This window comes from Stieleria magnilauensis (genome assembly GCA_007753675.1).
GTDB classification, from domain to species: domain Bacteria; phylum Planctomycetota; class Planctomycetia; order Pirellulales; family Pirellulaceae; genus Stieleria; species Stieleria magnilauensis.
In genome coordinates this window covers 960443-982277 of record CP036432.1, presented here as the reverse complement: position 1 = coordinate 982277, position 21835 = coordinate 960443, and the positions used below count along the sequence as shown (strand labels likewise).

At 58.1% G+C, this 21835-nt stretch carries 10 protein-coding genes; 4 read left to right on the top strand and 6 right to left on the bottom strand.

Translation table 11 applies throughout. The annotated features are described in order from the left end of the window. Nucleotides 1–160 precede the first annotated feature (160 nt). From TBK1r_RS03535 to TBK1r_RS03525, 3 genes are all read left to right on the top strand, one after another. On the top strand, nt 161–3253 hold the full coding sequence (locus TBK1r_RS03535; RefSeq protein WP_145207560.1) for a DUF1559 domain-containing protein: 3093 nt from the start codon (nt 161–163) through the stop codon (nt 3251–3253). Nucleotides 3254–3533: 280 nt separating this feature from the next. Continuing rightward, on the top strand, nt 3534–4928 hold the full coding sequence (locus tag TBK1r_RS03530) for an IS4 family transposase (RefSeq protein ID WP_145207138.1): 1395 nt from the start codon (nt 3534–3536) through the stop codon (nt 4926–4928). Nucleotides 4929–5221: 293 nt separating this feature from the next. Then, nucleotides 5222–6616, top strand: coding sequence for an IS4 family transposase (locus tag TBK1r_RS03525; RefSeq protein ID WP_145207138.1), 1395 nt, complete (start codon nt 5222–5224; stop codon nt 6614–6616). 435 nt (nt 6617–7051) lie between these two features. On the opposite strand, the gene bshB1 is transcribed toward TBK1r_RS03525, so the two are convergent. The 6 genes from bshB1 to TBK1r_RS03495 all read right to left on the bottom strand — a co-directional run bounded on the left by bshB1 (nt 7052) and on the right by TBK1r_RS03495 (nt 20632). After that, nucleotides 7052–7789, bottom strand: a complete 738-nt coding sequence (bshB1, locus tag TBK1r_RS03520) for a bacillithiol biosynthesis deacetylase BshB1 (protein WP_145207559.1) — start codon at nt 7787–7789, stop codon at nt 7052–7054. Next, a complete protein-coding gene (locus tag TBK1r_RS03515; RefSeq protein ID WP_145207558.1) occupies nt 7786–8877 on the bottom strand; it encodes a prenyltransferase/squalene oxidase repeat-containing protein in 1092 nt (363 codons plus the stop codon). Before TBK1r_RS03515 ends, bshB1 begins: the two co-directional genes overlap by 4 nt. Before the next feature lie 248 nt (nt 8878–9125). After that, on the bottom strand, nt 9126–15035 hold the full coding sequence (locus tag TBK1r_RS03510) for a hypothetical protein (RefSeq protein WP_145207557.1): 5910 nt from the start codon (nt 15033–15035) through the stop codon (nt 9126–9128). Between the two features lie 16 nt (nt 15036–15051). Then, nucleotides 15052–17463, bottom strand: a complete 2412-nt coding sequence (locus TBK1r_RS03505; RefSeq protein ID WP_419580927.1) for a hypothetical protein — start codon at nt 17461–17463, stop codon at nt 15052–15054. Beyond that, nucleotides 17460–19727 carry a BatA domain-containing protein gene (locus tag TBK1r_RS03500; RefSeq protein ID WP_145207555.1) on the bottom strand — a complete coding sequence of 756 codons (2268 nt, stop codon included), beginning with the start codon at nt 19725–19727 and terminating at the stop codon, nt 17460–17462. Before TBK1r_RS03500 ends, TBK1r_RS03505 begins: the two co-directional genes overlap by 4 nt. After that, nucleotides 19724–20632 (bottom strand): DUF58 domain-containing protein, encoded by a 909-nt coding sequence (locus TBK1r_RS03495; RefSeq protein WP_145207554.1) that lies wholly within the window; start codon nt 20630–20632, stop codon nt 19724–19726. The genes TBK1r_RS03500 and TBK1r_RS03495 overlap by 4 nt, the downstream gene beginning before the upstream one ends. A 240-nt stretch (nt 20633–20872) precedes the next feature. Between TBK1r_RS03495 and rarD the strand changes: the two genes are divergently transcribed. Continuing rightward, complete coding sequence (rarD, locus tag TBK1r_RS03485; RefSeq protein WP_145207552.1) at nt 20873–21754, top strand: EamA family transporter RarD; 882 nt, start codon at nt 20873–20875, stop codon at nt 21752–21754. Nucleotides 21755–21835 lie beyond the last annotated feature (81 nt).

Sequence of the window (21835 nt, the reverse complement as noted above, 5' to 3'; positions counted from 1 at the left end):
AAAATCCAGCCGCCCACGATCGCTGCATCGCAGCGACGGGAAATTGCCTCAAGACTAAATACCAACGGCGCTGGTGTGCAGGCTTCAGCCGCCCACGAGCGTCATTGAAGCGTGTAAGCTGGTGCCGAATGAAATCATCCACCTAGCTGAGGGACAAGCAGTGAAACGCAATTGGAATTCCGTCGACGTCATCGCCGTGTTCGTGGTTTGCGTTTTGATGCTGTCGCTGTTGTCGATGGGAATCGCCCGCCAACGTGGAGCGTCGCGGCACAGTAGCTGTGAAAACAATCTCAAGCAAATCGGTTTAGCGGTTCACAATTATCACTCCGCCTACAAGCAATTGCCGGTCGGCTCCGGTGGAACCGATTCCGGAGGTGTCGATCGACCGAAGCACGGCAATGCCGGTCGGCTGAGTGCTTTCGTCGCGATCGCTCCCTTCATGGAGGAGCAGAAACTTTGGGAAATGATTTCGAATCCTCTTCGAAGTGGTTCCGACACTTTTGCTGCGATGGGCCCCGTTCCTTGGTTCGACGAACAGGTCTACACGCCATGGTCATTGCGTCCGAAGAGATTGGTTTGTCCGGACGATCGTCAGGCACAGACTGACACACTCGCATCCAGCTACGTGATGAATTACGGCGACGGAGTCGAAAAAGTATTCTACGGTCGCGACGATTGGCCGAACCCAAATGACTCTCGTTCGGCGATGCTCGCCAGAGCGACCCACCGCGGCGTTTTCGGAAAACAACAGGAGTACAAGTTTCGAGACGTGCTGGACGGTCTTTCCAACACCTTGATGCTCGCGGAGTCAAAAGTCGCAGGATTGCGTGTGGCAAAGAATGTTGCCGGATTGCCGTTCGATCCTTCCTTGGTCATCAAGGCTCAAGGCGGCAAACAGTTTTGGCCGGCCGGGCGGGAAGCACGCTGGTGTGACGGACTATTGCGCTCAACCGGGTTTCAAACCATTTTGCCGCCCGGTTCGCCGTCGGCGACTTCCGAGCGGGGTGATCAGACCGCGGTGATGTCGGCGTCCAGCTACCACGGCCCTGGCACACACACTCTCTTTTGCGATGGCGCGGTGCGTTTCGTGGCCAACACCATCGACGCGGGTGACCCGAGCCATCCGAGCGTCGGACTCGGCGACAACCGGCCAAGCCGGGCATTGACTCCGCCGGGATCCAAAAGCCCCTACGGCCTGTGGGGCGCATTGGGAACCAGAGCGAACAAAGAATCGGTGACGATCGACGTCAGGAAACGTGCCGACGGGATCACCGAACCTCGTCGTCCGATCCCCGCAGAACAACTCGACGCGATTCGCAAGAAACCGATCCGAACCTGGACCGCCTCCGGAAACAGGGGCAAGATGAACGGTTGGCTCGTGTCCTGTGCGAAGAAAGGCGACGTCGTTCTGGTCAATGAGAAGGGAGACCTGAAATACCTGACGCTTTCTGACCTGATCGGCGAGGATGCCTATTGGATTGTGCAGTCCTTGGTGGCGGAGAAGGTGCAGGCCCGCGATCAACTGTTGGATCAACTGTTGGATCAACTGCGCGACGCGGTCGGGCTGTTAGAAAGAAAAGAGTTCGGCGCTTTTCTCACACAGTTTGTCGATGCGTCACAAATGAGCGTTCAAGAAATGGGAATTGCCAGCGCATTCGTCTTCCAGAAACGAGGCATCCTGATTCAGGGATTTGATGACGCGATCGGATTTGCCGAAAGTGGGCAAGTCAACATCCAGGTCAATGACAATCGTCTGTTGGCGACTTCCGATACGATCAACTCCGCCACTGATTCAAACGACGTCCTTTCGAAAGATGTCGGTCATTTTCTACCCTTATTTGCGTTGTCGCCCGCTTTCTTTGGAAACCCCATGAAAAACCGTTCCGCCAGCCTTGCCGATCTGCTCGGCGTCATCGTCTGTGTGGCCTTGGCTGCGTGGCTCGTTCCGCGAACGATTCTCAAGCAGCGTGTGCAAGCGCGTTCTTCGGCCTGTTCCAGCAACCTCAGGACGATCGGGCTCGCGTTTCACAACTACTATTCCGCCTACAAACAACTTCCCGCCGGTACCGGTGGAACCACTGGAAACGACGATCCGGCCAAGAGCAACCAAGGCTTGTTGGGACCGCTGGTCGGTGTCCTTCCGTTTTGTGAGCAGCAGAGACTTTGGGAGCAAGTAGCCAATCCTTATGAAAACAAGCGGACCGGAGTGGCATTCCCGCCGATGGGACCGATCCCCTTGTTCGATCCCGCGACCTATGAACCTTGGGGACAGGGTCCCGACATTTATCGATGTCCCGAGGCGCATCCCGGCGATCAAGCCGAGTCAACCAAAGTGATCCGTTCACTGCAGCTTCCAATCACCGCGATGGGTGTGACCGCCAACTATGTTGCCAGTTACGGTGACGGAACGGTCCTGCAAGGCAAGGTGGTTCAAGGTCGGCCCGATGCGAATGAATCGCGGAGTCGGCGCGCCGCCAACCGCGGTGCGTTCATGACCAGCCAGCCACTGAAGTTCCGCGACTTTCTTGACGGATTGTCGAATACGATTCTTTATTCCGAAGTCGTGTCGAGTCAAAAACGCGATCCCGGGGTGAGCGAGATCATTCGCGACGTCCGCGGTTTAAGCAAAGCCCCGGCAGAATGCTTGCGCGCGGCAGAAGCTGACACAAAGCAATTTTGGGAGTTTGGACGGGGCAGCTGCTGGGCCGACGGCCGGCCAGTTTACACCGGGTTCCAAACCGTCCTCCCGCCGAATTCGCCCTCCTGCACCTCGGAACATGGGATAGACGAACCGATTGTTTCGGCGTCCAGTTTGCATGCTGACGGCGTTCACGTTTTGATCGGCGACGGATCGGTGATCTTTATCACCGACAACATTGACGCGGGAGACTCGGCCAAGGCCGGGGTGGGCCTCGAGCCTGGCTACACGCCGCCTGGAATGCCCAGCCCGTACGGTTTGTGGGGCGCGCTGGGGACGACGGCATCCGCGGAGAGAATCGATGTGCAATTTCCGCAGGTGACTCCGAGGTCTCGATCGTCCAACCGTGCATCGATGCAAACGTCGGTCTGGACCGATAACACGAGTGGCGCCCAACTGACGGCAGAATTCATCGAAATCGTAGACCAGAATACGATTCGACTGAAACACGCATCCGGGACGATCCACGAAGTGCCGCTACACACGCTGATTCCATCGGACATTTATCGAGCGATCGAAATGGACGTCATGCAAAGGAACCCACCGGGAAACTGACCGGCGAGATAACGCGACGGCTTCCTCGGTCGGATCGGATAGAATCCCAATTGCCCTTTCAGGTTTCCTGACTCTGACGTTTTGCTATGTACCGGATTTTGACGTATAGGCGAAGTCCTTCAGGCCCGGAGGGCCGGCAGAGTGGATGCCGGTGGCGTGAGCCCAATGCCACCTATTCTGGACCCTATCGGGTGGCGCGGTCCCAAAAACCCGGTTTTGGCACGATTTTTGCGCCTGGCAGGTAAGTTTACACTTACTGCCTTTCTGACTGGGAATCGCCATGGTCGACCCGACGACACTCGGTGCCGATGAAGAGTCTCGCTTTGGCAAAGCCAAAGCGTTGCTGGCTGAGCTTCTTGAATTACCCAAACTACAACGGGTCTTTGAAGATCACGATTGTGCCAACGCGCGGATGGTCTATACGCAGGCCCCGACCCTCTGGCTACTCGTTTTACAACGGCTCGAAGGAGGCATCTCACTAACCGATGCCGTCGCAGATTTGCTCAAAAATCATACGGATATTTTGCCTGACAATCGAAGGGTTCAAGAGAATCGCCTTTCCGAAAACAATTCGGCCTACAACGCCGCCAGAAAAAGGATTCCGCTCGCTGTCGTGGAAGAGTTTTCCCATCGAATCTGCGATCACCTTGCTTCCCGCGCTCCCAAAGCCTTTCTCGATCGACGTGTATTCATTATCGATGGGACGACGATCACGCTTCCTCCGACCGAAGCACTTCAGAAAGCGTTCCCGCCGGCGTCCAACCAACACGGAGAGACGGTTTGGCCTATTGCGAGATTGCTGGTCGCAAATGAAATGCAGACCGGGTGCGCGTTGTTGCCGCAAGTCGATCCGATGTACGGAGCGGACAACAAAAGTGAACTTGAGCAAGCCAAGCCGATTATTGAACGACTCCCGAAACGCTCGATCGTTCTGGCTGATAGCGGTTTTGGGATTTTTAATGTCGCCCACCACTGCCAATTACATCATCAAGACTTCGTGCTGCGGCTGACCAAACAGCGATTCAGGTCGTACCGCAAGTCGGCTACGTTGGTCGACCAAGGGGACGGGTACAAGACGTTTCACTTGATTTGGCGGCCGACACCGAAGGACCGCCGAACCAATCTCGATCTTAGTAAAGACACGTCTATCGAAGTCTTTCTCCACCAAATTGAACTTGAAAATGGAGACACGCTGGAGATCGTGACGAGCCTTGAGACGGACGCTCACTCGGCCGCTGCCCTGTACGTTCGTCGCTACGATGTGGAGTTCGATATCCGCGATGTCAAAGTGACGATGGACACAGAAAACATTCGCGCCAAGAGTGTCGACACGGTGATGAAGGAGCTAATGGGATCGATCATCGCTTATAATCTTGTCGCTCAGCTACGCAAACAAGCAGCGAAATTGATTCGAGTTGACCCTCGCGAGCTCAGCTTCACGGGAGTTTGGACGACGTTCAAGCATCATCTGCTACGTGAAAAGCTTACGACCCTGGAGGAATGGAGGCTGGCTTATCACGGCGCTTTGGTGAGCGCAGCGGGCCGCAAACTTCCCAATCGAAAATTGCCTCGCAGCTACCCACGCATAGCCCACCCGCGGCGCCAAAAGACAACGAAATTCCAGAAGTCACTTCGAAGAAAAAAACAGCAGCCCGATGATATACCACCCGAATGACCACAAAGTAGGTGGCATTGGGCGTGAGCCACCGGAGATGATTTCAAGGAGTCTCTGAGGCCCAGCGGGCCGACACAGTTCCCCAGCTTTTAGCAATACCCGCAGCTCATGAGACCGATTGTGCCGGCCTTTCAGGCCTCCGTGATCGAGGTCTTTCCATTCCGGTGGCTGACGCCCAATGCCACCTATTCTGGACCCTATCGGGTGGCGCGGTCCCAAAAACCCGGTTTTGGCACGATTTTTGCGCCTGGCAGGTAAGTTTACACTTACTGCCTTTCTGACTGGGAATCGCCATGGTCGACCCGACGACACTCGGTGCCGATGAAGAGTCTCGCTTTGGCAAAGCCAAAGCGTTGCTGGCTGAGCTTCTTGAATTACCCAAACTACAACGGGTCTTTGAAGATCACGATTGTGCCAACGCGCGGATGGTCTATACGCAGGCCCCGACCCTCTGGCTACTCGTTTTACAACGGCTCGAAGGAGGCATCTCACTAACCGATGCCGTCGCAGATTTGCTCAAAAATCATACGGATATTTTGCCTGACAATCGAAGGGTTCAAGAGAATCGCCTTTCCGAAAACAATTCGGCCTACAACGCCGCCAGAAAAAGGATTCCGCTCGCTGTCGTGGAAGAGTTTTCCCATCGAATCTGCGATCACCTTGCTTCCCGCGCTCCCAAAGCCTTTCTCGATCGACGTGTATTCATTATCGATGGGACGACGATCACGCTTCCTCCGACCGAAGCACTTCAGAAAGCGTTCCCGCCGGCGTCCAACCAACACGGAGAGACGGTTTGGCCTATTGCGAGATTGCTGGTCGCAAATGAAATGCAGACCGGGTGCGCGTTGTTGCCGCAAGTCGATCCGATGTACGGAGCGGACAACAAAAGTGAACTTGAGCAAGCCAAGCCGATTATTGAACGACTCCCGAAACGCTCGATCGTTCTGGCTGATAGCGGTTTTGGGATTTTTAATGTCGCCCACCACTGCCAATTACATCATCAAGACTTCGTGCTGCGGCTGACCAAACAGCGATTCAGGTCGTACCGCAAGTCGGCTACGTTGGTCGACCAAGGGGACGGGTACAAGACGTTTCACTTGATTTGGCGGCCGACACCGAAGGACCGCCGAACCAATCTCGATCTTAGTAAAGACACGTCTATCGAAGTCTTTCTCCACCAAATTGAACTTGAAAATGGAGACACGCTGGAGATCGTGACGAGCCTTGAGACGGACGCTCACTCGGCCGCTGCCCTGTACGTTCGTCGCTACGATGTGGAGTTCGATATCCGCGATGTCAAAGTGACGATGGACACAGAAAACATTCGCGCCAAGAGTGTCGACACGGTGATGAAGGAGCTAATGGGATCGATCATCGCTTATAATCTTGTCGCTCAGCTACGCAAACAAGCAGCGAAATTGATTCGAGTTGACCCTCGCGAGCTCAGCTTCACGGGAGTTTGGACGACGTTCAAGCATCATCTGCTACGTGAAAAGCTTACGACCCTGGAGGAATGGAGGCTGGCTTATCACGGCGCTTTGGTGAGCGCAGCGGGCCGCAAACTTCCCAATCGAAAATTGCCTCGCAGCTACCCACGCATAGCCCACCCGCGGCGCCAAAAGACAACGAAATTCCAGAAGTCACTTCGAAGAAAAAAACAGCAGCCCGATGATATACCACCCGAATGACCACAAAGTAGGTGGCATTGGGCGTGAGCCACCGGAGATGATTTCAAGGAGTCTTTGAGGCCCAGCGGGCCGGCACAATTCCCCAGCTTTTAGCAGAACCGCGGTTCATGAGACCGATTGTGCCGGCCTTTCAGGCCTCCGTGATCGAGGTCTTTCCATTCCGGTGGCTGACGCCACCGGCAAGCATTGTGCCAGCCCTCCGGGCTTCATCGCGAACAAACATGGAAAACGTTAGAGTCAGCAAATATAAAATCTAAAATCTAAAATCTAAAATCTAAAATCTAAAATCTAAAATCTAAAATCTAAAATCTAAAATCTAAAATCTAAAATCTAAAATCTAAAATCTAAAATCTAAAATCTAAAATCTAAAATCTAAAATCTAAAATCTAAAATCTAAAAGCTAAAAGCTAAAAGCTAAAAGCTAAAAGCTAAAAGCTAAAACACATCTCTCAGTGATGTCAGCGCCAAAGGCTCTTTGGTGGCGAAGGGTTCTCCGTAGCGGCGGGCGATCAGGTTGCCGAAGTAGGCTCCGTCGGTTTCGATTCGGTCGAGCATCGTCGGCGGGTCGGTCGGGCGGCCGACGACGAACTGGCTTTCGTAGGCGCGGATTGACTCGAGTTTTTGTTCCATCGTGTCGCTGATGTCCACGATCCAACTGGGTTGGACGGCCAGACGCAGGTGAATGCAGAAGTAATAAAACGTTCGCTCGGGATGAAACCGTTCTCCCGGCATGTCGGTCTTGCTGAGCTTGGCCCAAAACCGGGCCGCTTCGATCAACTCGGTGGCAACGACATGATCGGGATGGGCGTCATGAAAATACGGCGCGAACACCCAACGCGGACGCAGCATCCGAAAGTAGCTGGCGATCCGCTTTCTCGCTTCGAGCGTGTGTTGCAATTCGCGGTTGACCAGCCCCGCATTGCCGCGCCACGTGACGCTCAGGATTTCGGTTGCACGGATCGTCTCGGCGCGGCGAATGGTTTCGCTTCCGTGCGGCGTCGGTTCCCCGGTGGTCAGATCCAAGATCCCGACCCGCATGCCTTGGCGGATCATTTTGGCGATCGTTCCGCCCATACCGATCTCGGCATCATCGGGGTGTGGGGCGACAACCAGGAAATCGAGTGGCTGGACGTCACCGATCGACTCGGGGCCGTCAGTATGGATTTCGGTCATCGTTGATAGATCGGCAAGTAATGGTAGCGCACGGAAAGGGAAAGCAACGCCAGCGAAGTGGAGTAGACCAAACCGACGTTGCGTTCTTCGCCGCCGGGCGACATCCACGATCCGTCGCTACGTTGTCGCGGCAACAACAACGAGGAGACGACGCGGCCGGATTCGTCGGCGTACTTGCCGCCGACCTGGTGCATGCCTTGGGCGTAGTAATACAGTCCGTAAAACAGGTAACGTTCGTTGGTCTTGGGGCGATGGCTGAACAACCAATCCGCCGCCGCGGCCACTTCGGGAGCGTCGTATTGTCCACAGACTTGCATCGCCAGCAATCCGGCTGCCGTCATCGTAAACGAGGGGCGTGATTGCCCCGGCGTGTAACTGAAACCGCCTTCGCCGACCCCGGTCGCGGTGCGTCGTCCGGTGAAGGAATTGCGCAGGTAGTCGAGGGCTTTGTCGATCGCTTCGGCGGGCACGTTCATCTGGTCGTTCTTGGCCGAGCGCAAGGCCATCAGTTGCCAGATCGACACGGACAGGTCACTGTCGCGCGATTGGGGTGAGTACCTCCATCCGCCTTCGAGTTTTCGTTCTTTCCGGACCGCTTGGGAAGAAAGGATCAATCGCAGGGCACGTTCGAGCCGTTCGTGAATCAGCTCGTTCTGTTTCGGCGTCGCGCCCATGCCCAGCATTTCGGTCAACATCAACGTGACGATCCCGTGGCCATACATCCGCGAACCGTCATAGGCACCGAAGTATCCGGAATCGTTTTGGTGGTCCGGTCTGAGCACGAAGTCGAGTGCGGCACGCATGGCGCGCCCGCGTCGCGTGGGCTCGGCCGGTTCGGTGCCGATCGCCGCCAGCGCCATGATCGCCAGCGAAGTGAGCGCAAGTTCGTGACCGCGGTCGGTGATCGCCCCGGTGGAACGTTGGTTGCGCAGCAGAAACTCGATCGCGCGGTCACAGGCTTGGTCCAATTCATCGTCGACGTACAGGTTGTCGATCGACGGTGGCTCATCGGACCATGCCGGGGTTGCCAACAGCCCGGTCAGTGCGCCGGCGAGCGCGAACAGGTCGCGGCGACGGAGACGGGGCAACGGCGTTGATGGATCGTGGTCCCGTCGGCTTGCGCTAGCCGGCTGATGGTCGGCGGGGATCAGCCGGTTCGCGCCGGCGTCTGGGCAATCTACGACTTCACCCTTCTCGCTGGCACTGGTTCTTAGACGTCTCATCATGGCTCCCATTTCCCCCGACTTTGTCCGAAAGAAGGGGCGATCGCAGCAAGGGGAGGTCGACACGTCAATCGCCGACGCAACATTGAATTCGGTTTTGCGGTTCCGTGGCATCATTTCGACTCCGCGGCTCGTTTGGAGAGCGCTTTGAAATAGGCTTTGATCTCACGAGAGTAGCCCGGCGGAATTTGAATCGATCGGCCTTGTGCGGCGTCATCGACTCCGCGTCGACGCAGGTCGCCCCAATCACCGTCGGCGATCGCACCCTGGATCAAATCGATCTCGTCGGGGCCGTCCGGCATGTCGCCTTCGCCGGATTCGGAAACCGGGTTCGGCGACGAGGCATCGGAGTTGGACGGTTCGCCGGGTTGCTCGCCGGCTTGTGCCTGTTGCAGACTTTTTAATCGTTCGCGGGCAGCCTGCTGCATTTGGGCTTCGAGCATCTGGGCGAGCGTCGGCGAGGCTTCGACGGCGTTCTGCGGCGGCTGGCCGGAACCGGGGCGACCGTCTACGTTGGGATCGTTGGACGGTTGACCGCCGGGTTCGTTACCACTTTGTCCGCTGGCCGGCTGTCCCTGGTCGCCTTCGGACGGTTGGCCCGATGCCGGTTGGGAGTCGGACGGCTGTTGAACAGACTGAGATGCTTGAGCGGCGAGGGAACGATCCAGTTCATCAAGTGTCTGAGCCATTTGCCGGGCAGAGGGCTGGTTGCCGGAGGGTTGGCTGCTGGAGGGTTGGCTGCTGGAAGGTTGGCCGGACTGTGCGGCTTGCTGCCCCGAGGAAGGTTGTTGGCCGGACTCGGATGCAGTCCCCGAGGGGGTTGGGCTGGACGGCTGGCTGGGTTGCTGGCTGGGTTGCTGGCTGGGCGATTGGGTCGCGTCGGCGCTGGCCGATTGGCTCGGCGCCGGACGGTCCGAATCCCCCGATTCACCTGGCGGTTGGCTGGACTGACCGTCGGGCGTCTGGGATTGACCGAGCATCGACTGGACCGCTTCGGCTTGAGCGGCGATTTTTTCCTTCGCATCGTGCAGCGCCTCGGCGGCAGCGGCGGCGTTGTTACTTTCGTCGGCGGTTTGTTCCAGCTGTTCGCCGGCTTGCTTGGCGGCCTGCCCAGCGAGCTGCTCGGTTTGCCGTGATGCCTGGGCGAGTTGTTCGGCCGCGCGATCGTTTTCCAAACGGGCTTCATGGCGGGACGCGCGGGCCAGGTCATCGGTGGCGGTTTGCACATTGTCTTGGACCAACCCCTGCTGTTTGGCCAGGCTTTCGGCCGACTCGGAGGTGGCGCGGAGATCCGGAGCGATGTCGGAATCGTCGGCAAGCTGACCGAGTTCTTGAGCGAGTTGCTGAAGCCGTTCTGCCGCGTTGTTAGCCACTTTTTCACCCAGTTGTGCAGCCGGGTTGGCTTTGTCCAGCGGCGCGACTTTGGTTTGATTGATTTCGTTGGCGCGTTTGACAGCCTCCTTGCCGCGTTCGGTTGCAAGGTCTTTGGTTTGGCGCGACTGCTCGATCGCCCGCGACGCCTCAGCGATCAAGTCCTGTTGTTTCTCCACCTCTCGCTTGTGCCAGTCGTTGTCGGGATTTTTCTTCAGCTTGTCTTGCTCTCGGTTGAGCGCGTTTTCGGCACTGCGCTTTTTCTGTTCATTTTCGCGGACCCGTCGGCCGGCGTCTTTTTCAGTCGAAGCCCATTTCTTTCGCTGTTGGTCGAGTGCGCGAAGCTCGTCATTGCGCAATTGGTTCTCGTTGCGCTGCATCGACTCCGCGGCGGTGTTGCGTTTTTGTTTGTCACCGTGCAGATCCTTTTCCGCCTGTTGGGCCAATTGCCCGGCGGCTTGCCGGGTTTCTTCGGCGGCCTGTTTGACATCCTGTTGCATCTGGCGCGTTGCCGATTGCAGTTCGCTGAGGGTGGGTTTGCTGCGTGAGACCTGTTCGGCTTGGTTGATCGAATCGTTTAGTTTTTGGCGAGTTTGTTCGATCGATTCACGTGTTTTCGGATCATCGCCCCAGCCGGCCGTTTTGGATGCGGTGGCAAGCGTCCGGTCGCGCAAGGTTTTTGCCCGCCCGATAAACTCGTCGAGCATCAGTTGTTTTTGACGCTTTTGTTCGGCGAAGGCGTCGTCGTCGGATTCCAGTCGACGTTGCAATTCGTCTTCATCTTTGGCGGCCTGTTTGAGGTTCTCGGCGACCTCACCGACGATTTTCTCGGCGATCTCGCTGAGCGCGTTTTGCATCGGTTCATTGCGTTGCAGTTCCTCTTCGAGTTGTCGCAACAGTTCGCGTGGGTCTTGTTTGGCGGCATCGGCCATCTCGCTGGCGCTGTCGTATCGCTGCTCCAGTTCTTCGGCGGCTTTCAATTGTGCTTCCGCTTGACGCAATTGTTCTCGCGACTCCGCGATGTCGTCACCGTTTTCGATTTTTTCGAAGTGGTCGGCGGTTTGTTCGAGTCGCTCGGAGAGTTCACCGAGCTTTTGTTCCGCCGATTCGAGCGCCTCGTCACGTTGTTGATCGGACTGGGCCGTCTCGGCTTCTTTGAGCGCGTCCTTGGTCTTCTGGACCGCTTCGGCGATCAATTCCGCGGCGGCGTCGGCGTCACGAGCGATTTCCCGCTGCTGGTCATCGATGATGTCGGTCGTGTTGGCTTGGTCGATCAGTGCCCCGATGGTCTCGGTCGCTTTCTCGATCGCTTCTTCTTGTCGCGGCTGGACCTCCTCGGCCGATTCTTCACTCGCATCGGGCCGTTGGTCGGTTTCTTGTTTGGCCTGTTCAGCTTTTTCGGCGGCTTCGCGCGCCTGTTCGGAAAGCGTCAACACGTAGCGGCGCAGCACGTCTCGCGCCTGTTCCGTTTTTTCTGACAGGCCCACCAGTCCGGTTTGCAGGTCACGCGCGAGCGATTCGAGCGGTTTGCCGGCCGAGGCAAAGCGGTCCAGGTTCCAACGTCGGGGATCGATTCGATTGTTGGCCTGGGTGTGATCATCGTTGTGGCGTGTCTCGTCGATCGGCCGCAATACCGTCTCCCAGTCGACTTGCGACTGTCGCAGGTAGCGGACGCCCAATTCGATTCGGATGTCTTGCAACTTGAACCAAATCGGATGATAGATCTTTCGCAGCGGCGCGGTATCGCTTTGGTTCTCGCCTTCGCGGATCGCCAGCCAGTCTTCACGCGCCGCGGCGATGTCACTGGCCGCCTGGAGCGTACTGATCGCAGCGGCGATGGAGTTCAGGACCCGATCGGCCGGTTCGTCTTCGTAGTCTTGGTAACCGTTTTCGGTGACGTTCTTGATCGCGCGGACGAACAGGTTTTGATCGGCGGCATACTTCAAATCGACTTTGGATTTGGCGCGATTGAGTTTCTCTTGGCCTGCCGCACCCACCATCAACCGATTTCGTTCGGTCTGCCATTTGAGTTGTCCCCACTGGACCGCCAATCCGTTTTTGACCGCATCGTCGGCATTGCGATCGCCTTGGGTCGCTTTCTGAGCCGCTTGCCATTCTCGTCCGGCGTCGAACAAACGTCGCGTCAGGTCCGACAGATAACCCATTTCTTTGCGAAGGTCACGCCCCCAACGCAACACGGTATCGTGGGTCGCGGAATAGACCACGTGTTGGGGTTTGTCCTTGACTTCATCGCGTAATGATTTCAACACGGCGTAGACTTGATCGCGACGCGCCTGGTCTTCCAGCAGGGTTTCAATTTGCAGGTTCCAACGCTGGGACCAACGCATCCAGGATTCACCGGAAAGATGTTGCGAATGTTGTGGGGATAACAGCGACTCGTATTGTGCGATCAGCCGATCGATTTCAGCCAATTGACCAGCCACCAGGGTCAGGTAGCGGGGTAGACGCTGCCGGGGCATTTCGTCGACCAAGCGGTTGACGCTCTCACGCAGCATGCTGACGTCGGAATACAGAGACGCAGACAGGGCGAGCGCGAACCGTGCCTGGGCAAACTCACCCAACCGGTCGCATTGGTAGGCCGTCTGGTTTGCCTCGCGGCCGACGGCTTGGCGATTCTTTTCGTGCTCCTTGCTCCACACGTCTGCCTGGTTTTCGGAAAGCCATTGCATCTGTTTGATCTGGCCATCCAGCCGTGTCTCGACGTCGATGATGGCTCTGCCGACCAATTCGGTCATCGACGCGCTAGCGGTATTTTGAGTCGCAGTCAGCGTTTCAGACAGACTCTTGACCAACGCGACCGATTCCTGCTGCAACGGTTTCCACTTGGTGTCGATCTCTTCCAAGCCTTCGAAGTCTCCTGAGTTGCCGATATCCTGCAGATCCTCCGCGAGCTGCTTGGATTGCTGGGACCACTTCATGATGCGGTCGACTTGCTGGGCGAACGGTTGCAGAAACTGGTGGCGATCGGCGTCAAAGCCATCCCCGGCGATCAGAAACTCGATCAGCGTCGATTCGGTTCGTGCCCCGCGGCGGTCGATGGCGACGAGTCGTGTTCGAACAAGATCACCCGCGGAAAGCTGTGGTGTTCGCGAGTTTTCGCCCAAGCGGTGCATCATGTCCCAGGACCAATTGAGATCCAATTTTCGATTTTCCGCTTCGATCGGTAACGCATACGATTCGAATCGCCGTTCGTTGACACGGACTTCTTGGATGACACGTTCCAGCGGCAGATCGTCGGCGGCATAAGCAGCCATCTCGACGACGTCTAAGGACGACACCATTTGGCTGGGTTTGGTTTCATTGGACCAACGGACAATTGGGGGCGTGTCCAAGACCGGGGTGATCATGTTGGTCGGGCTGAACGGGTTATCCAGTCCGCTGCGGACGCTGGTCGCATCGACTTGATATTGACCGGAAGTTTTGATGGAAATCCGAGTCAGAAACTTGGTCGAGGATTCGTCGACGGGTTCCATCTCGCTGCGAGCGCCGCGGACACCGAATCGGACGACGGGGTTTTCGACGGGTTGGTCAAACGTCACCGTCACCTCAGCCGTCGTACCCTGTAGCGCTTTCAAGTCCCCGTGTTCTTCATCGGCGGTGCGATCATCGAGTCGGGCGTAGGTCGGCAAGCGATAGCGTTTTTCATAGCGAACGACGCGTGGTCGGGGCAAAGGCGTCAGTTCGTGCCAAAGTGTGATCGCGTCACCGGCCGTGATGCGATATTGGATCGGCACCGAACCGACGGACAAATTGGCCGCAAATCGTCCGCCGGGTGCGTCGTCGCTCGCAACACTATCGGATGCATCTGGACCGCTAGAGGCGGTCGTCGCGTCGGATGAGTCACCGGGCCGAAACGCGGACGCGTCCATCCGCGGCGTCATCAGTGACTCGCCGGAGGTCCCGTCGGCACTGCGCCAGTGCAGCATCACATCGTCCGCTTCGGCCCCGTCGACGCGCACGATCACGCCCACCGCGTCCCGTTCGGCGACGTAGCCCGACATCGGAGACGGTTCCAGGATGGTGACTTTCGTCCGAGACGCTCGTTCGATGGCGAACCCGGGAAGTGCGGCGCGGGCGAAGCGACGGCCGAATTGTGCCGAGGGGATAAACATCAACGCGATGCAAAACAGCGCGACCGTGGATCCACTGAGCACCCAGCGGCGAACCAAACGCAACGGCAGCACCTGGCCCACATCAACTTTCGCGATCCGGCGGGCCACGCGACTTTGCAACAGGCGTCGAAAATAAGCTGATCCGTTGGCGGAATCGGGATCGGCCAATTCGACGGCGGCGACCAGGTTTTCGCGCAAGTTCGGCGCGACACTTTCGACGTGACGGGCAATTTCCAGCTCGTCGCGGGCGGCGAACGACGACAACCCCGTCAGCCACATCGCCGCTGCGGTTGCCACGTAGATCCCGATGCTGAGTGTCCAGCGCACGGCGTCGCTGAAAAAGAACAGGTAATCCAAAGTCGCCAGCAATAACGCCAGCGAGATGAACACCAGCAGTCCGACGCCGATCGCGCGGGCGGCCAGCAACATTCCGCGCCGTCGACGGAACGCGGCCAGCGTCCGCGTGGTGATCGGATCCAGACCCGTTCGGGCTCTCGAGTGTTCGCGTACTGTTGCCATTTCTGTTTCCTGTCCGTTAGACCAATCCGGCTCGTTTGCGACACCACCATTCGATGGTCAGCAACGCGATGATCAACCAAAACCACAGATACGATTGCCAAAGCACCGTGTCGGTTTCGATGACGGTGCCGCTGGAGAGCGGTTTGAGTAATTCCAGCATCCGTTCGGCGTCGGATTCATGGATGTACGTTCCGTCGCCGGCCGACGCGATCTGACGCAACGCGTCTTCATCCAGACTCATCCGCTGCATTTCGGCGTGATCGTCTTCGGTGACCCAAATCGGCGTCGATGCCAGCAGCGCGGATTCATCAAACCCGCTGGCGCGAATTCGGATCGAATACTCACCGCCGGGTAACGGCGGCACCTGGCCGACATAGGTGCCGCGGTTGGGGTTGTCGACACTCAATGGCACCGTGGCGATCTTGTTGCCGTCGCGCATGACGAGCGCATCGACGGTAGCATCCGCGACGGGATTGCCACGCACGTCACGTAAGCGTGCGCGGACTGCGACCGATTCCCCGCCCCGGTATTCGACCTTGTCGGTGCCGATGGAAACGTACTGGTCACTGGCGGAAAACGGCGGTTCCATCGCCGCGACGACCAACTGGTTCCAAAACCGGGCGTGAAATCGATCGGCAACTTTGTAGCGCCAGCGCCAGGTTTGATCGGAGGCGAAATAGAACACGCGTCCGGCCCCGTACATTCGCGTGGCCAGCCACGGTGTGCGGGTGCCGTTGTCCGATACCGCTTCGCCCCAAGCCTCCGCCCCTTCGCTCAATTCGACATCCGCACTCCACTTGGGAGCCGGCAGGGAACGCCAAAACGAATCCAATTGGTCGGTTTGATCGATCAAGCCGAGCGCGGGTTGCTCCAGCCCGGCCGGTGTCGCCTGCAATCGGCTGGGCGGCGGCAAGGTGGAGCTTCCTCGATATCGAACCGGCATCAATTCCCCGAATTCGGTCGCGGCCAACGCGCGGAGTTTTCCGAACCGACCGTCGATAATCACCAGACCACCGCCGCTGGCGACGAAGCGGGACAGCAGACCTCGGTCGCCGGTCGTGAATTGCGAAGAATCGATTTCACCCAACAAAACGGCATCGTACTGCGCCATCTCCTCTGCGGTCGCGGGAAATTGCCCCGGAGCGCTACCACGTTGAAGTTTGGGACTGGACGTCCCGGGGCCGAACAAGACCACGTCGGCCTGCCACGCGGGGTCGCGGACGAACAGGTTTTTCAAGTACCGCGTTTCCCAGCGGCTGGATCCGTCGACGATCAACAGCCGACGATTACGCGTCGACGCCGCCACACGGAAGTGCGACAAGTTATTGTCCGCCGAGTAATCGGGACCGCCGGATTCGACGGTCGCGACCAGACGCAAAACTTCGTTGGTTCGATTGATGCCGCGCGGCGATCGTGAACGGAGCGATTGAACGATCTGGCCAACGTCGATTTCAAACGGCACGGCCTGTTGCCCGGTGTTCGAAATGCTGATCGACTTTTGCCAAACGGTTTCTCCGTCTGATTCAATCCGCACCAAAACCGGTTCGCCTTGTCGGCCGAACTGCTTGACAATCACTTGACCGGCCAACTTGCCTTCGGCGGCGACGGTTTCCGGCCGGATGACTTCGACAATTCCGACATCGGGCGGTTCGTCCACCGAACCGAACCCCAGCGTGTTGACCGTCGTTCCGCCGCTGGCAAGCTGTTTGGCGACCGAGGGTGGTGACCGTTCCAATCGTTTTACCGTCTCGGTGTCGCGGCCGTCGGTCATCAACACGATCGCGGCACGGCGGACCGAATCAATCGAGCCGTCGGACGACAGAGCGGCGGTGTCACCGGCTGAGGAATCATCGGCTGAAGATTTACCGGCTGCGGCGTCTAAGTTGATCGTCGAAAGGATCGATTGAAGCGGACGTGACAGGTTGGTCGCCGGGCCGTCGGCTGCCCAGTCCAAGGCCGTCGGCAGTTCCGTCTGGTCATCGGAGGACCAGATCGAGACGGGATCGGAGCTGCTGAAGGCGATGACATCGATCGCATGAGTCTTCTGGATCTGCTCCAGCCAACCCGGCTCAGTCGCGTTGCCAAGCAGCGATGCCGTCGCGCGTTGCAAACGATTGTCCGCCGTGGTCTCCGATTGGCTGTCGGTCAGCGACATGCTGCGCGAGGTATCGACCGCGAACACGACCCGCCCGAGGGTTCCGATCACCTGTCGACGGTGCCAAACCGGTCCGGCCAAGATGAACACGACCAGTGCGACGGCGGTGCCGCGTAGCGCCGGCAGCAAGTACTGATACGGTGTTCGAATCGAGCGTGATTCTCGCGCATAGAGCACGACGACACCGGTGACCGCCAACAGCGCAAGGATTCCGACGAACCAAGCCGGCAAATCGCCGGCGAAGCGGATCGATGCGAAGGGAGAAACCATCACGAAGTGCCTCCCGTGATTTTCCGTCGGGCGACCAGGTTTTGCTGCAGCCACAACTCGGCGACCAACGCGATCAACAGCGCCACCAAAAGCACCCGCCAGATTTCACGTCCGAAGGAACGCGAACGGTCGGCGTCTTGAAGCAACACGGCGTTTTCGAACACCTGTGCGTTCAGAATGTTCGCCAACGTTTGTTGACGTTCTTGGCTGACATCGACCAACATCGACTCGGACGCGTCGACCGTCGCGATCCGCAGGGTTTCCATGGTTTCAGATTTTTCCGGATCGGCAAGGTCGGTCAACCGTTTTTGAATCGTGTAAACGCCGGGGGAATAAGTCGCCGTCAGACGCACGGGTTCGCCCGCGTCAGGCGTCTCGAGTTCAAATTGTCCTCGCGGCGTGCGTGCGGCGAAACGGGCACGGGTTTCGGCGCCCCATTCCGTCTTGGGAACAGGCCAATCATTCGGGCTGATCACGATCGGTTGCCCCACTTGAATCATGGCGTCGCTCCGTTTGCCGGCCAGATCCAATACCAGTTGTTGAATCAGCGGTAGGAAAACGGGCCGCAGCGGCAGGTTGGTCCAGGCGGCATTTCCCGAGATCGCAAACTGCACGACCGTCCCATCGCCGACGGCATCCATCACCGCCAGCGGCGCTCCACCGGTGGTTCGCAGCAACACAATCCGATCGGTCGAAGCGTTTTCGTCCGCGTCGTCGATCGTGAATGCACGGTAGGCCGACAAGTTGACGGCCGACATCGGGTTGTCGCTTCCGCGGGCCAGGATCTTCCAGGGTTGGTACAGGGACGTCGGCTGATCGATGGCAAACGTTTCTTCGGCGGCACCGCTGTCAACCTCGGGGTTTCCGACGACGTCGCCGAGCGACGCGGGGAATGACAGCACGGCGTCCTGGTTTCGCCAAACCTGGTTGTAAAGCTCTGGACGCAAACTCGGTCCGTCGAACACGACCAGCGCCCCGCCTTGATCGACAAAGGTCGCCACCCGTTGCTTGGCCGAATCGGAAAGTTGTCCGACGCCGCAAAGCACGATGACGCGAGTCGGATTTTCATCGAGTGCGGATTCCAACCGTCTCGGCGTTACGACGGCGGCGCGGACCGGATCGGGACGGTCATCACCGCCGAAGGCAAAGGGACTCAGCGCGATGGCCAAAAAGTCGGCTTGTCCGCTGAGCGGTTCATTGCCGGGCCGTCCGTCGACCAACAACACGTTGACCTCATTGATCACCTCAACGGCCACACTGCGCGTATTGTCGTCGACCAGTACGTCACCACGATCGATCGTCGCAGCGACTTCATGGATCCCAGCCTGATCGATGGTATGGGTCAGCCGATTGGTCGATGTTGATTTCGCGTCGATCGAAACCACTCGCGGTTCCAACGGTTTTCCGTCGATCGACCAGATCAATCGCAAATCGTTGGCGGGCAGATCAGACGCATTGCGTAGTGTCGCCGTGTAGACTCCCGAACGTTCGCTGACGATCACGGGCGAATCGATGGTCACCGCATCGACCGAAACGTTGGCCAGGTCGTCCCAGTGAGTGCCCACGTCCAACATGTCGATGACAAGTCGATTGCCGCGATCGGATTCCGCTTCGATCTTGTTCGTTTCGGCGATGCGCCGGGCGGCTTCCAGAGTTGCGGTATCGACCGCGCCGGCTTGAAAATCGGACACGACCAGGATCTGGCGTCTGGGATGCGAGCCTTCGTCGGCGGCGGCGATGGCCGCATCGACCAGTTGACCGATCGACACGGCGTTACCTTGGGCATCGATTTTTCGCAAGCCGGCCAACGCATCGGAAACACCCATCTTGGACGGTACAGCGCCCAACCGCGATCCGCGGACCAACATCACTTCATCGCGTCGCGTCAGATCCGCCAGCACGGTTCGAAGTTCTTGTTTGGCGACTTCGATCCGCGACGGTTCGCCCGGCGGCGTCAAGGACATGCTGCGCGAATCATCGATCGCGATGACCAGTGTTTTCGGAGCATCGCCGGCGAGTGCGCGAAGCCCCGTCCAAACGGGCCGAGCCAGACAGAACGCCAACAGCACCGGGATCGCACAACGCAGCAACAACAACAGCAGATTGGTCACCTGCATGCGACGGCGATTGACACGCACGACGCTTTCGAGCAAGTACATCGCGCCCCAGTCCACGGTTTTGAACCGGCTGCGAAAGAACAGATGGATGATCAGCGGGATCGTGAAGGCGAACGCGCCAAACGCCAACGCTGCGTTGAGAAGACTCATCGGACCGCGCGTCTCCTCGCCGCGACATACTCATGCAAGACGTCGACAAAGGGTTGGTCCGTAGTGATCGGAATCAGATCGACGCGGCTCCGTCGACTGGCTTCGCGTAAGGCTTCGTTGTGTTGGGCCAGCCGGTCCTGATAGGCATCTCGGATCGACGCGGCATCAACAGTCTGTTCGTCGAGGGCATGTTCCAAATCACGGAACTGAATGCGTCCCGAAAACGGAAACTCCACTTCGTCAGGGTCTAAGATTTGAAAGAAGATGATCTCGTGTTTGTTGGCTCGAAACTGAGCCAGGGATCGTGAAATCGATTCGGCGTCGCCCATCGAATCGGAAATGATCACGATCAATCCGCGCCGTCCGACTTTGGGAACGATCTTGCGAAACACGCCGCCCAGGTCCGTGTCGCGTCGTGATTGGTCCGCCACCAATGCCGACAGGATCGGTTGCAGGTGAGAGGGGCGGCTTCGCAGCGGGACCTGTTGCCGCAGATCGTTGTCAAACGTCACCAGCGCGACGGGGTCTTGCTGGCCCAACATGAAGTAGGCGAATGCGGCGGCGAGGCGGGTGGCGTATTCGTGCTTGGTCAAACCGTCGACGCTGCGAGTCCCCTTGTAGGCCATCGAACCGCTCTGGTCGACCAATAAGTGGCACCTTAGGTTGGTTTCTTCTTCGTACTGGCGGATGTACAAACGATCGCTCTTGCCGAAGACCTTCCAATCGATATTCTTCAGCTCGTCGCCTTGGACATATTGTCGGTGCTCCTTAAATTCGACACTGAACCCTTTGTGGGGTGAACGGTGTCGTCCACTGCAGTAGCCTTCGACAATCTCCCGCGCCAGGATTTGCAATCGCGCGACGCGCGACAGTTCCTTGGGTTTGACGAAATCCAATATCCGCATGGGGGGCTCGGGTTCGGTGGGCTGGGCTTTAGTAGGCTGGGCTTCAGTGGGCTGGGCTTCAGTGGGCTGCGGTTTAGCGGGCGTTGATCTGGCGAGTGCCAGTGGCGGGTCTGCCCCCAGACATTCTAAGAATGACAACGGTTCCGGACCCGAATTATACCCTGTTCCAGTTGAGGGATTTGTCGAGATCCTCTCCTTCACCATTTTACGGCAGCTTGCCAAGGGTTTCCAAATCACCGCATGTCCGCTTCCACCCGTCTGGGATTTTTCTGTGCGGTCGCCGCCAATGTGATTTGGGGCCTGTTTCCGATCTTCTGGAACCTGCTGCGCGGGACGTCGGCGCTGGAGTTGGTCAGCCACCGGATCGTCTGGGCGTTTGTGTTTTCGATGGTGATCGCTGTGATTCGATTTCGGCTCAGCAGCCGGATCGTTCGGGCGGCGTTGTTGGAGTCACTTCGGCGGCGACAAACGTGGGCGATCTACTCTGCCGCCGCGTTTCTGATCGCGATCAATTGGGGGGCGTTTCTGTACGCGGTGACCAATGAGCAAGTGCTGCTTTCATCGCTGGGCTATTACATCAGCCCGCTTTTTAACGTGTTGCTTGGCGTCGTCGTGCTTGGTGAGCGGTTGTCGGCCCCGCGTTGGGGCGCGGTGGGCCTGGCCGGAGTCGGCGTCTTGGTGATGACCGTCGCCGCGGGCCAGTTCCCGTGGGTTTCGTTGCTGATGGCCGGTTCGTTTGCCGGATATGCGTTGGTCAAAAAGAAAGCTCGATTGGATCCGATGAACGGCTTGTTCTTGGAAACGCTCGTGCTGTTGTCGCCGACACTGGTCTATTTGGCGTTCTTGTACCAAGGCGGCGCCGGTGACTTTGGCCGCGGCGACCCGATGCTGGACTGGATGTTGATCATCGGTGGATTCCTAACCTTGGTTCCGCTGGCGTTTTTCTCCGCCGCGGCACAACGCATTCCACTGACGTTGATCGGCGTCCTGCAGTTCATCGGGCCGACGTTGCAGTTCATGGTCGGCGCGTTTTACTTCGGCGAACCGATGTCGACCTACACGCTCGTCGGGTTCGCGTTCGTTTGGAGCGGCGTCGCGGTGTTTCTGGCGACGCGGCGGTGAGCGTCGGAGTTCCCAACCGCACGAGAACTCGACCGTAACGCTGAAGATCGCCTGACAACGCTGCGCTACCGTCGTGGTGCA